The sequence below is a fragment of the Xenorhabdus hominickii genome (assembly GCF_002632725.1).
Taxonomy (GTDB): domain Bacteria; phylum Pseudomonadota; class Gammaproteobacteria; order Enterobacterales; family Enterobacteriaceae; genus Xenorhabdus; species Xenorhabdus hominickii.
Genome location: NZ_NJAI01000006.1, coordinates 304,300 through 317,081 on the forward strand (window position 1 = coordinate 304,300; position 12,782 = coordinate 317,081).

The window sequence follows — 12,782 nt, forward strand, 5'->3', positions numbered from 1 at the left end:
ATAATTCTGCCACATTTTATTGAAGAGACAATCCGTGTCAGACGATTTTGCGAAAAATGGCGTGCTTGCCAAAGCTATAACGGGTTTTAAGCCACGTGATGCCCAACGGGAAATGTCTTCAGCTATTACAACTGCGATCAAAAAACAGCAACAATTGGTGGTAGAAGCAGGTACAGGAACCGGTAAAACCTTTGCTTACCTGGTTCCTGCTTTACGTTCCGGTAAAAAGGTGATCATTTCCACGGGTTCCAAAGCATTGCAGGATCAGCTCTACAATCGCGATCTCCCGACTATCGTTGATGCTTTGGACTTTAAGGGTAATCTGGCGCTATTAAAAGGGCGTTCAAATTACTTATGCCTTGAACGCCTTGAACAACAGTTAATCGGTAATTCCCAGATGGAAGCCGAAATACTGACGGAAGTGATCAAACTGAGGCATTGGTCAGCACAGACGGTAGAGGGTGATATTAGTACTTGTCATCAAATTGCGGAAGACAGCACGGTTTGGCCATTGGTTACGAGCACTAATGATAATTGCCTTGGCAGTGATTGCCCAAGCTATCAGGAATGTTTCGTACTGAAAGCTCGCCGCAAAGCGATGGAAGCGGATGTGGTCATTGTTAACCATCATTTATTTATGGCGGATGTGGTGATTAAAGATACCGGATTTGGCGAATTAATCCCGCAGGCTGATGTCGTCATATTTGATGAAGCACATCAAATTCCTGATATCGCCAGTCAATATTTTGGTCAGCAATTAAGCAGTCGCCAATTGATGGATTTATCGCGTGATATCATCATAGCTTACCGTACCGAAGTGCGTGATCAGGCTCAATTGCAAAAAAGTGCTGACCGACTTAGCCAAAGCGCACAGGATTTTCGCTTATCTTTGGGAGAAAACAGCTATAGGGGTAATCTTCGTGAAGCTTTGCAGCAGCCGCAAATTCAACGTGTATTAGTACGGTTAGATGATGCGCTGGAGCTTTGCTATGACGTGATGAAACTCTCCTTGGGGCGCTCAGCTATGCTGGATGCTGCGTTTGAACGGGTAACGATTTATCGCAATCGTCTTAAGCGCCTGATTGATGTTACGATCCCGAATTACAGTTATTGGTTTGAAAGTTATGGGCGGCATTTTTTGCTGGCACTGACACCGTTATCTGTTTCCGATAAGTTCAGTGAGATGATCCTAGCACAATCGGGGTGTTGGATTTTTACCTCGGCAACCTTGTCGGTTAATGAACAACTTGATCACTTCACAGAACGTTTAGGACTAAAGCAAGCTCAAACGCTGCTTCTGCCCAGTCCCTTTGATTATCAGCGCCAGATGCTATTGTGTGTTCCACGCCATTTACCTTCGCCTAATCAGCAGGGAGGCGCAAAATGGCTTGCTCGCATGTTAAAACCATTGATTGAAAGCAATAAAGGGCGCTGTTTTTTCCTTTGTACTTCCCATCAAATGATGCGCAGCTTAGCGGAAGAATTCCGCGCCAGCATGACACTTCCGGTATTGGTACAGGGAGAAACGAGTAAGGGGCAACTGTTGTCACAATTTATTTCAGCGGGTAATGCTTTACTGGTGGCTACAGGTAGTTTTTGGGAGGGAGTAGATGTTCGAGGGGATGCGCTGTCCTGCGTTATTATTGATAAATTACCGTTTACTGCACCGGATGATCCACTGCTGAAAGCTCGTATTGAAGATTGTCAGTTGAAAGGCGGTGATGCTTTTAACGAAGTTCAACTTCCCGATGCGGTTATCAGTTTGAAACAAGGGGTTGGGCGTTTGATCCGCGATATTGATGACTATGGTGTTGTTGTCATCTGTGATAACCGATTGGTGATGCGTCCATATGGTGAAGTGTTTTTGAACAGTCTGCCAGCTGCATATCGTACCCGTGATTTATCAAAAGCAGCCGCATTTCTTAAATCTCGGCCATCAGAGTCAGAGTAAAATTGTCGGGGTTATGATAGTATAGATCCCTTGTTTTGAATTCAATTCTTGCCGGAGTTAAGGCATGTCCACGCGGATTTTAGCTATTGATACTGCAACTGAAGCTTGTTCTGTTGCACTTTGGAATGAAGGTGCCGTTGAAGCACAGTTTGAGATTTCCCCACGAGAACACACCCAACGTATTTTACCGATGGTGCAAAATGTATTATCGAAAGGTAGTGTGAGCCTGCAACAACTGAATGCGTTGGCATTTGGCCGTGGGCCGGGCAGTTTCACAGGCGTGCGGATTGGTGTTGGTATTGCCCAAGGACTGGCATTGGGCGCTGAATTGCCGCTGCTTGGTGTTTCTTCCCTAAAAACGATGGCTCAGGGGGCCTTTCGCCTGAAAGAAGCAACAAATGTTTTGGTTGCCATTGATGCACGGATGGGAGAAGTTTATTGGGGGCAATACAGCCGTAATTCGCAGGGTGTATGGCAAGGTGATGAAACCGAGTCAGTTTTAAAACCTGAACAGGCACAAGCGATAATGAGTTCCTTGTCTGGTGAGTGGGTGATTGCCGGAACGGGGTGGGAAGCCTATCCTCAATTATTGGAGAGTCATTTATCATTGGTAACCAGTGATATTACACTGCCTTATGCGGAAGACATGTTACCACTGGCTGTTCAAATGTGGAACGCGGGGGAAGCAACAACAGTTGAAAATGCGGAACCTGTTTATCTGCGTAATGAAGTAACATGGAAAAAATTACCCGGCCGTTAAGGTTATTGTGACTATTAGGGTAAAACGCATGCAACTTGGCGGCAGGAAGTGATGTTTATCAGTATATACGATCGTTAGGTTATCAATAGTCAGTCTGATTTTTCCAGAATTGGAGGATTTATATGCTCAATGGAACATCCTACCAGAGGATAATAAGAACGGCAGTACTGTTGGGAACGATGATACTTGCAGGTTGTATGTCGATCCCTGATACCATCAAAGGAACGACCGAAACACCCGTGGAAAATTTGCTTTCTGTCAAAAATGCGCCTGAACTCTATATTGGGCATGAAGGGCGCTTTGGTGGAAAAGTACTTAGTGTCTTAAATGAAAAAGATCGAACCCGGTTGGAAATTTCTGCGGTGCCACTGGCTGATAACGCTGTTCCATATTTGCAAGCAGTTTCTTTGGGGCGCATATATGCTTACGTGAATAATTTCTTAGAACCCACAGATTTTAAAAATCATTATGTGACTGTGGTTGGTTTGATCACTGGCATTGAACAGGGAAAAGTAGGTAATAGCCCGTATAGCTATGTTGAAATAAATGTCACAGGTTTTAAACGCTGGAATGAATCTCAGCGAATCATTTTGCCTGCTGCTATTAGCTCAGAACCATGGGGCTATTATGGTAATCCTTATGACCCATTGGCTTGGGGATTCTATTCTTCATCTCAACCTGCACCGATTGAAAATATTTTAACGGAGTAATCCTACCCGTTGAGCAAATTAATACAGACACTATAAAATAGCCTTGTGATTACCAAGGCTATTTTTTTGTTAAATCCTATTTTAATTCTATTCTTAATAATTATCTTCTATTAGGTTATCCTTCTTATAACTATTTTGAATAACGGTGTGACTTTAAGTCAAAAATAAGTAAATAGGTGTATAATTAACAAATTATAAATATGATTATTAATAAGTTGATTAACTAATTGATAATTAATGAAAAAAATGAAGGCAGCAGAAGCTGCCTTATTTTTTTGCAGAGATTAATAGTATTAAATTAGTGATGTGTATCGCCAACCTGAACATTGTTGCTTTTCAAACTGGTACGCTGAGTTAATAATTTGTTAAATATGCAGGTCTGGTTTGTTTTATGGTCAGTGATTACATCGCAATTAGATTTCAGGAGTATTCAACTTGGAAAAAGTCTGGCTAAAACATTATCCGGCAGATGTTCCGGCAGAGATCGATCCCGATCGTTATTCGTCGTTGATTGAAATGTTTGAAAATGCTGTGGCACGTTATGCCGATCAAGTCGCATTTATCAATATGGGCGAGGTGATGACTTTCCGTAAATTGGAGGAACGGAGCCGAGCTTTTTCTGCTTACTTACAGAATGGACTGGGGCTGAAAAAAGGGGATCGTGTGGCATTGATGATGCCAAATTTACTGCAATATCCTGTGGCACTGTTTGGTATTCTCCGTGCTGGGATGATAGCGGTAAATGTTAATCCGCTTTATACCCCACGTGAATTAGAACATCAGCTTAATGACAGTGGGACATCCGCTATTGTCATTGTTTCTAACTTCGCTCATACCTTAGAAAAAGCTGTTTTTAATACACAAGTCAAACATGTCATTTTGACGCGTATGGGAGATCAACTTTCCCGTCCGAAAGGAACATTAGTCGATTTCGTTGTTAAATACGTTAAGCGCCTTGTGCCGAAATATCATTTACCGGATGCCATTTCATTCCGTAGTGCTATGCACAAAGGCTACCGTATGCAGTATGTCAAACCGGATGTGAAAGGTGAAGATTTAGCATTCCTGCAATATACGGGGGGAACCACTGGGATTGCCAAAGGTGCAATGCTGACTCATCGTAATATGCTGGCAAACCTCGAACAGGCTAAAGCCAGTTATGCTCCTTTATTGAAGGTTGGGGAAGAGCTAGTGATAACGGCCCTGCCGTTGTACCATATCTTTGCTTTGACGATAAATTGCCTGTTTTTCATTGAATTGGGGGGACAAAATCTGTTGATTACCAACCCTCGCGATGTAAACGGCACGGTCAAAGAGCTATCGCGTTATCGCTTCACTGCGTTGTCGGGTGTTAACACGCTGTTCAATGCTTGGCTGAATAGCCCAGAATTCCAGAAGCTGAATTTCTCCTCATTGCGTTTGTCTGTTGGTGGTGGCATGGCTGTGCAAAGATCAGTGGCCGAAAAATGGCAAAACCTAACTGGTTGTCATCTACTGGAAGGTTATGGATTGACAGAATGTTCTCCTCTGGTTTCAGCTAACCCTCATAACTTGACTTATTACAGTGGCAGTATTGGTTTCCCCGTTGCTTCGACAGAGATCAAACTGGTGGGTGAGAATGGTAACGAAGTCCCTGAGGGAGAAGCGGGTGAAATGTGGGTGCGTGGTCCACAGGTGATGAAAGGTTATTGGAATCGTCCAGATGCCACTGCGGAAGTGCTTAAAGATGGATGGTTGGCAACAGGGGATATTGCCAGAATAGATGAAAAATGTTTTTTCAACATTGTTGATCGGAAAAAAGACATGATTTTGGTTTCCGGTTTCAATGTCTATCCAAATGAAGTAGAAGATATTGTTTCTTCCCATCCTAAAGTGTTAGAGTCAGCAGCAATCGGCGTTCTGAGTAAAAACTCAGGAGAAATTGTCAAAGTGTTTGTGGTTCGTAAAGATCGCAGCTTAACTGAGGATGAACTGAAGACACATTGTCGTCGTTACCTGACAGGATATAAGGTGCCAAAGCTCATTGAATTCCGCGAAGAGTTGCCAAAATCCAACGTAGGAAAAATTCTTCGTAAAGAGCTACGTAACGAAGAGTTGGCAAAAGCGGACAATGTTGCTAAAAGTTGATCAGGCTCATTTCTATACCCAATAGATTTTTTAGGTGTAGCTCACAAAACTGCAACTTGAAAGAAAAACCGTATAAGAGTAGATGAAAAAGTTTTAAGATCGCTATCACATTAACAACGCCGGTTTTTACCGGCGTTGTTGTACATATTTTATGAATGGCTAAGAGAATGATGTTTTGAATTATCAGTTGATTGCTTCCGATGACCAATTACAGTCAATCTGTGATCGGGCAAAAAAACATGCAAGAATTGCATTAGATACCGAATTTATACGTACACGGACGTATTACCCCCAATTAGGTTTGATACAACTGTTTGATGGTGAACGTCTTTCTCTGATTGACCCTCTTGAAATTTCGCAATGGCAACCTTTGAAGGATCTATTGACTGATTCAAACGTATTAAAATTTATCCATGCTGGTAGTGAAGATTTAGAGGTTTTTGGTAATAGTTTTCAATGTTTGCCAGCCCCCATGATCGATACTCAAGTACTGGCTGCATTTATTGGTCATCCTATGTCATGTGGATTCGCAACATTGGTTTCTGAATATCTGCATGTGGAGTTAGATAAGAGCGAATCACGCACTGATTGGTTGGCACGTCCGTTGAGTGGAAAGCAGTGTGAGTATGCTGCCGCTGATGTCTACTATTTATTGCCACTCGCTGATATTCTGATGGAAAAAACAGAGCAAGCGGGATATATGGATGCGGCAAAAAATGAAAGTGAGATGATTGCCCAACGTCGCCAAGAAGTGTTGATGCCGGAACTCGCTTACAAGGATATTGGCAATGCATGGCAATTGCGCCCGAGACAATTGGCCTGTTTGAAAAAACTGGCTGCTTGGCGATTAAATCAGGCACGGGAGCGTGATCTGGCGGTTAACTTTGTAATCCGCGAAGAGAATTTATGGCAAGTTGCCCGCTATATGCCGACGTCTCTGGGGGAATTGGATGCGTTGGGATTGAGTGGCCAAGAAATCCGTTGTCATGGTCGCCGATTATTGGTAATGGCAGCAGAGAGCAAAGATATTCCAGAGGAAGAATGCCCGGCTCAAATTATGAATTTGATTGATTATCCGAGTTATCGTAAGGCGTTCAAAGAAATTAAATTATTGGTTACTCAAGTGAGTGAGTCCCATCATTTCAGTGCAGAACTGCTGGCATCTCGCCGACAAATTAATCAATTACTAAATTGGCATTGGAAACTGAAATCACTGGAAAATCAGCCCGAATTATTCCGGGGCTGGCGAGGGAAGTTGCTGGTACAACCCATTGCAGAGATATTGGCGAATTACTCCGCCCAATAGCGACTTCAATTTCTCTGTTTTAATTCGCATAGTTTCGATTCCCTGCCCGGCTTAACGGGCAGGGAATCGAAGATAGAACTATACTTGTGACACTATTTCAGCAGCAGTATCATTTTCATCTTCGCTGATGCTAAACCACGATAATACTGCATCCGACGAAACCAACCCTTAGCTGTTCTAAACTGTATTTCCCGTCCTATTGGATCGTAATAGTGTGTATCAGCATAAGCCAGTTTGCGCGCACTATCATCGGTCACATAACGCTAATCATCCAGAAAATAAGGTTGATAGGTATAGGATTAATGCCAATTATTCGTTAGTCATGTAATGAATATGGAGAGAATGATTACCAAAATAGGAGAGGGATGGGAATTGGAAAAAAATGAGAGGAAGACATTAATGGATATGTTGAATATTTGAAATCGGGATGTACCGACATCCCGATTTATTCTTGAAAAATCATACGCTTAAATTAAATAGCATCATTTAATGGTGCTATTTTGGCGATTCTTCAGTTTCTGGTAATGTTACATTGAGCTCTAATACGGAAATATCATCATTTTTCTGCTCAAACTGGACAGAAAGCATTTCTGGGTCGATTTGTACATATTTACAAATAACGGCCAGAATATCCCGTTTCATTTCGGGCAGATAAGCAGGCTCGGAATCACCGCGCCGACGCTCTGCCACGATGATTTGCAGCCGCTCCTTGGCAATATTGGCTGTCGGTTTTTTTCTCGACAGGAAGAAATCTAACAAAGCCATGCGTTACCCCCCAAACAGGCGTTTTAAAAAGCCTTTTTTTTCTTCTTCGATGAAACGGAAAGGCCGTTCTTCACCAAGTAAACGTAAAACAGTATCTTCGTATGCTTTACCTGCATCAGATTCTTTATCCAGAATAACCGGTTCTCCCTGATTGGATGAGCGGAGAACGGACTGATCTTCTGGGATGACGCCAAGTAAAGGAATACACAGAATTTCCAATACATCTTCCATGCTAAGCATATCGCCACGGCTCACGCGTCCCGGGTTATAACGTGTCAGCAGAAGATGCTCTTTAATAGGTTCATTGCTTTTTTCTGCACGGCGTGATTTAGAGGCTAAGATGCCTAGAATACGATCGGAGTCACGAACAGATGAGACTTCTGGGTTTGTTGTAATAATTGCTTCATCGGCAAAATAGAGTGCCATCAATGCACCGCTTTCAATACCAGCAGGGGAATCGCAGATAATAAATTCAAATCCCTGTTGATCTAATTCATTCAGGATTTTTTCAACACCATCACGTGTGAGTGCTTCTTTATCGCGAGTTTGAGATGCAGGCAAGATATATAGATTTTCAGTACGCTTATCTTTGATTAGCGCTTGATTTAAGCTGGCATCACCTTGAATGATGTTCACGAAGTCAAAAACCACTCGGCGTTCACAGCCCATGATCAAATCGAGGTTTCGTAGACCGATATCAAAATCGATAACTACGGTTTTTTTCCCTCTTTGGGCGAGACCGGTAGCAATGGCCGCGCTTGAAGTGGTTTTGCCAACGCCACCTTTACCAGATGTAACAACAATAATGCGTGCCATGAAGCGATTCCTTGTTATAAGGGCTAGACTAAGGTTTCAATAGTTAATTCGTTATTTACCAGACGTAATTTTGCGGCTTTACCGACAAAACTTTCTGGAATTTTTTCGCTGAGCCAATATTGACCGGCAATAGAAGTGAGTTCTGCATTTAAATGGGTGCAGAAAATCTGGCTCTCTTGGTCGCCAGATGCGCCTGCCAACACCCGTCCACGCAGCATACCGTATATATGAATATTCCCATCAGCGATTAATTCTGCACCAGCGCTTACATTATTTGTCACAATGAGGTCGCTATTTGGTGCATAAATTCTTTGTCCTGAACGAACAGGCGTACTAATTATACGAGTTTTTTTGAAAATAGGTTCGGTCGGTTTATTTTCTTGAGTAAGAACTTTCTGACTTTTACCTTCTTTCAATAAAGGGAGTTCAGATTTTAGAACAACTTTTCGTTGTTCTTCACTTTGACATCCACTGATGCCAACAACACGCAACCCAACAGACTCAATGGCTCGGTGGAGTGCGAGGAGATCTGCCTCGATAGGGAGATCCGATATATTGATAACAACAGGAGCATTTTTTAGGAATTCAGGAGCTTGCTCCATTTTTTCCTGAATAGCTTTATGAATGACTTCCGGCTGGTCATCATGCAAATGAACGACCGAAAGCGTAAAATTACTGCCTTTTAGCTCAATTGGCGACTGTGGCATCGATATTCTGACTCAGCAAGGTTAAGTTTTCCGGAGCAGTTTCCTAGAACGGCCTCTGGAAGACGATATTATTAAATATAATAAGCATGTTATAGTTAGTGAATTATTCAAGCAAGCTGCATAGTTAATTTAAATAGAGTTGATGACAATGATTTGTGTAATCTATAAAAGCCTAAAACGTGACCAAACATATCTTTATATTGAAAAAAAAGATGATTTTTTGCGTGTTCCAGAAGAGCTATTAAAAACATTTGGTGAACCTCAATATTCAATGATGATTTCATTAGCAGAAAAACAGAAACTCGCTAACGCAGATATTGAAAAAGTTAAATCGGCTTTGAATGAACAGGGGTTTTATCTACAAGTGCCACCGCCAGTGGAAAGTTTGATTAATGAACATCTGGCTTCAAACAAACCTAGCAAGTAATGAAAAATAACTAGCAAGGGCTTGATCCTGAACTGAGGAGCTGATTTATGAAATTAATCACTAGAGTGACTTTGTTGTCCGTGACTCTACTGGCAGGGTGCAGTATATCAAATGGCAAACAGTCGTACGACCAATCCATGTTGCTTGCACATTCACAAACAAAAGTCAGGGCTTTGGAGCACCATTTTCCATTGAAATCCCGTGAACCATCACAATTTCCGGCTTATGTGGCTTTGCTGAAACAGCAAGCGAGAGAACAGGGTTTCAGTGAAAAAACACTGGATCGGGCATTTGCCAATATCCATTTTATTTCGCGCGTTATTAAGGCTGATCGTAACCAGCCGGAAAAAAAAGCCACATTGGATGACTATTTAAACCGTGTTTTGCCTACCTGGAGGATTGAACAGGGCGTCACGCAATATCAAAATAATCTTCCTCAGTTAGACAAAATCAGCCGTAAATATGGTGTTCCGAAAGCCTATATTGTTGCCTTATGGGGATTGGAAAGTGGTTTTGGCAAAGTACAGGGAAAAGAAGATGTCATTTCGGCGTTATCCACCCTCGCTTTTGAAGGCCGCCGAGAAGAGCTTTTCCTCAAACAATTATTAGCAGCACTAGAAATAATTGAAAATCAATACATTGATGAAACTCAAACTTTAAAAGGCTCTTGGGCCGGGGCGATGGGACAAAGTCAATTCATGCCAACCTCCTATTTAACTTATGGTGCTGATGGTGACGGTGATGGCAAAATTGATATTTGGAACAGCAAAGAAGATGTTTTTGCTTCGACTGCCAATTATCTGTCCAAAGAAGGATGGCAACAGGGGCTACCGTGGGGATACGCCATTTCACTGCCTACAGAATTTGACGTAACATTGGAAGGTATTGAGCCTGAGCAGGGGAAAAGCATCGCTCAATGGCAAGCATTGGGGATTTCATCTCCACATTTTGCTAATCTGCCTGCAAATACCAAAGGTTGGATTGTGATCCCTGATGATCCTGTGCAGCGGGCATTTTGGGTAACGCAAAACTTCCGGACTATCATGCACTGGAATCGTTCTTATTATTTTGCTCTCAGTGTTGGTATGATGGCGGATGGTATCACACAACGAACTCATTTCCTCACTCACTGAAAATCAGGTCTTGAAAGTATCGGATCTTAAAACTGTCGGGTTTTAAAAACATCGGATTGAAAACAGATAAGGAAAAATGTTATGTATCAGCATCGTGATTGGCAGGGCGTATTGTTAGATTTTCCTGCCAATAAAGTTGTTTGTGTCGGTAGCAATTACGACAAACATATAAAAGAGATGGGTTCTCAATCCACTGAAGAGCCAGTGATATTTATTAAACCTGAAACGGCACTTTGTGATCTATGCCAGCCTGTTTTCATACCGCAAGAATTTGGTTCTGTACACCATGAAGTTGAATTGGCGGTATTGATTGGTTCGACACTCAAAAACGCCAATGAAGAACGAGTCAGTAAGGCGATTGCAGGCTTTGCTATCGCACTGGATTTGACACTACGTGATTTGCAGCATGAATTTAAACAATCGGGGCAACCGTGGGAAAAGAGCAAGGCATTTGATAGATCATGCCCGATATCGGGTTTTATTTCCGTTAATGCTTTTGGCGATCCACAAAATGCCCAGCTATCCTTGACAGTAAATGGCGAATTGCGCCAAAACGGCAATACGAGTGACATGCGAACGCCTATCATCCCATTGATTAGCTATATGTCACGCTTTTTTACCCTGCGCCCGGGCGACATCATCCTGACGGGAACGCCTGAAGGTGTAGGGCCACTGCAATCTGGTGATATGCTGAACGTCTCTCTTAACGAGCACGTTTTAACAACCAGAGTGATTTAACCATGAGGAATGACAGAAATTATGTCTCAACCTTTCTGGCAGGGGAAAACCCTGGAACAAATGACAGATCAGGAATGGGAAGCATTATGTGATGGCTGCGGTCAGTGCTGCCTGCATAAGTTGATGGATGAAGATACTGATGAAATTTACTTCACCAATGTTGCATGCAACCAGCTGAATATTAAAACCTGCCAGTGCAAGAATTACGAAGATCGTTTCAGATATGAGCCTGACTGTATTAAATTGACCCGAGAAAATATGGTGACCTTTGAATGGTTGCCGCAGACTTGTGCTTACCGTTTAATTGGCGAAGGGAAAAAATTGCTGCCATGGCACCCACTGGTCAGTGGTTCAAAATCAGCCATGCATCAAGAACGCATTTCTGTCAGGCATATTGCCGTGCGTGAAACAGATGTGGTGGATTGGGAAGATCATATTTTGAATAAGCCTATGTAGTTACTTTACTTATTGATATGAAATGGATTTCGTATCACATGGCTGTAGCGTGGCGCATTAATATCTTTCAGTCCATCAGGAATCAACACTTCCAATCCCGGCTTTCCAGAAGCTCCAGTAGAACAAGGTGGATGAAAGGGGATTGGCTTTATATCAGCAATAAAAGTGGCGCTACAGGTATTCCAGTGGTGGCATTCTTGTATTGTCGATTTTGGCATAAGCCAGAGAGAGAATAGAAATGTTAAAAGTAATCGCAGAAGATTTTATTCAGATTGATGCTATAGATATTGTACTTCCACTTTATCGCGAGTTAGTTGAGGCAACCAAGCGTGAACCTCTTTGTATTGCTTACGACTTATATGTTGATCAGAAAGATGCAGGTCATTTTATCTTTGTTGAGGAATGGCCTGACCGGGCTGCTTTAGATGCCCATTGTGATAGTGAACATTTCCAGCGTCTTGTCCCTATGACTAGTCAGTATAAACGGAAAGAGTCTACATACATATTAATGAACAGTGCATTAACGAAGGCATAGGCGCCATATCATAAGTGATTTGCGAGAATCGTTCGGGTAATGAAGTATGTAACATTCCTTTACTACTACTACAACTCGACGATCCCAGCGCGATGACTGATTAAATACGAAGAGAACAGCAACACAAAGGAGCTGGCATTGATCGCCAGCGGCATATCCTGCTCAACGGGCATTACACTTTTTATAGCGACGATAAGTCTATTGACCTAGCTACATTCGTGGCAGGGTTAGATTTAGGGTGACAAAGTTTTCGGTCATGTATTAAATAGTTAGTTGTTGTGATATGCTTCCCGCCTTTTAAGGGTAAAGCATGGCCAAAGCTGACGTCTATTGCCGTTATTGTCACAAATC

General features: G+C 42.3%; 14 protein-coding genes. 10 read left to right on the top strand and 4 right to left on the bottom strand.

Features of this window, described 5'->3' with window-relative positions; genetic code table 11:
* Positions 1-34: 34 nt before the first annotated feature.
* From Xhom_RS18340 to rnd, 5 genes are all read left to right on the top strand, one after another.
* On the top strand, positions 35-1,951 hold the full coding sequence (locus tag Xhom_RS18340) for a DNA repair helicase YoaA (RefSeq protein WP_069315643.1): 1,917 nt from the start codon (positions 35-37) through the stop codon (positions 1,949-1,951).
* A 64-nt stretch (positions 1,952-2,015) separates the two neighbouring features.
* Positions 2,016-2,711, top strand: a complete 696-nt coding sequence (gene tsaB, locus Xhom_RS18345) for a tRNA (adenosine(37)-N6)-threonylcarbamoyltransferase complex dimerization subunit type 1 TsaB (protein ID WP_069315644.1) — start codon at positions 2,016-2,018, stop codon at positions 2,709-2,711.
* A gap of 122 nt (positions 2,712-2,833) precedes the next feature.
* A complete protein-coding gene (locus Xhom_RS18350; RefSeq protein ID WP_069315645.1) occupies positions 2,834-3,421 on the top strand; it encodes a Slp family lipoprotein in 588 nt (195 codons plus the stop codon).
* Positions 3,422-3,856: 435 nt separating this feature from the next.
* Positions 3,857-5,548 (top strand): long-chain-fatty-acid--CoA ligase FadD, encoded by a 1,692-nt coding sequence (fadD, locus tag Xhom_RS18355; protein WP_069315646.1) that lies wholly within the window; start codon positions 3,857-3,859, stop codon positions 5,546-5,548.
* Positions 5,549-5,723: 175 nt separating this feature from the next.
* Complete coding sequence (rnd, locus tag Xhom_RS18360) at positions 5,724-6,854, top strand: ribonuclease D (protein ID WP_069315647.1); 1,131 nt, start codon at positions 5,724-5,726, stop codon at positions 6,852-6,854.
* 92 nt (positions 6,855-6,946) lie between these two features.
* Here the strand turns inward: rnd and Xhom_RS30590 are convergent, their stop codons facing one another.
* The 4 genes from Xhom_RS30590 to minC all read right to left on the bottom strand — a co-directional run bounded on the left by Xhom_RS30590 (position 6,947) and on the right by minC (position 9,142).
* The gene (locus Xhom_RS30590; RefSeq protein ID WP_169928486.1) at positions 6,947-7,111 is read right to left on the bottom strand and encodes a hypothetical protein; all 165 of its coding nucleotides are present in this window, start codon (positions 7,109-7,111) and stop codon (positions 6,947-6,949) included.
* Between the two features lie 238 nt (positions 7,112-7,349).
* On the bottom strand, positions 7,350-7,619 hold the full coding sequence (minE, locus tag Xhom_RS18365) for a cell division topological specificity factor MinE (RefSeq protein ID WP_069315648.1): 270 nt from the start codon (positions 7,617-7,619) through the stop codon (positions 7,350-7,352).
* Between the two features lie 3 nt (positions 7,620-7,622).
* Entirely contained in the window at positions 7,623-8,435 is an 813-nt protein-coding gene (gene minD, locus Xhom_RS18370; protein ID WP_069315649.1) for a septum site-determining protein MinD, read from the bottom strand.
* 23 nt (positions 8,436-8,458) lie between these two features.
* Positions 8,459-9,142 (bottom strand): septum site-determining protein MinC, encoded by a 684-nt coding sequence (gene minC, locus Xhom_RS18375; RefSeq protein WP_069315650.1) that lies wholly within the window; start codon positions 9,140-9,142, stop codon positions 8,459-8,461.
* A 148-nt stretch (positions 9,143-9,290) separates the two neighbouring features.
* Here minC and Xhom_RS18380 point away from each other — a divergent pair, with 148 nt between their 5' ends.
* The 5 genes from Xhom_RS18380 (at position 9,291) to Xhom_RS18400 (ending at position 12,431) form a co-directional block, all read left to right on the top strand.
* Positions 9,291-9,569, top strand: coding sequence for a YcgL domain-containing protein (locus Xhom_RS18380; RefSeq protein WP_069315651.1), 279 nt, complete (start codon positions 9,291-9,293; stop codon positions 9,567-9,569).
* A gap of 47 nt (positions 9,570-9,616) precedes the next feature.
* Complete coding sequence (locus Xhom_RS18385) at positions 9,617-10,702, top strand: lytic murein transglycosylase (protein ID WP_069315652.1); 1,086 nt, start codon at positions 9,617-9,619, stop codon at positions 10,700-10,702.
* Positions 10,703-10,783: 81 nt separating this feature from the next.
* Entirely contained in the window at positions 10,784-11,440 is a 657-nt protein-coding gene (locus tag Xhom_RS18390; protein WP_069315653.1) for a fumarylacetoacetate hydrolase family protein, read from the top strand.
* An 18-nt stretch (positions 11,441-11,458) separates the two neighbouring features.
* Positions 11,459-11,896 (top strand): YcgN family cysteine cluster protein, encoded by a 438-nt coding sequence (locus Xhom_RS18395; RefSeq protein ID WP_198148770.1) that lies wholly within the window; start codon positions 11,459-11,461, stop codon positions 11,894-11,896.
* A 238-nt stretch (positions 11,897-12,134) separates the two neighbouring features.
* Complete coding sequence (locus Xhom_RS18400; protein WP_069315655.1) at positions 12,135-12,431, top strand: putative quinol monooxygenase; 297 nt, start codon at positions 12,135-12,137, stop codon at positions 12,429-12,431.
* The last annotated feature ends 351 nt before the right edge of the window (positions 12,432-12,782 follow it).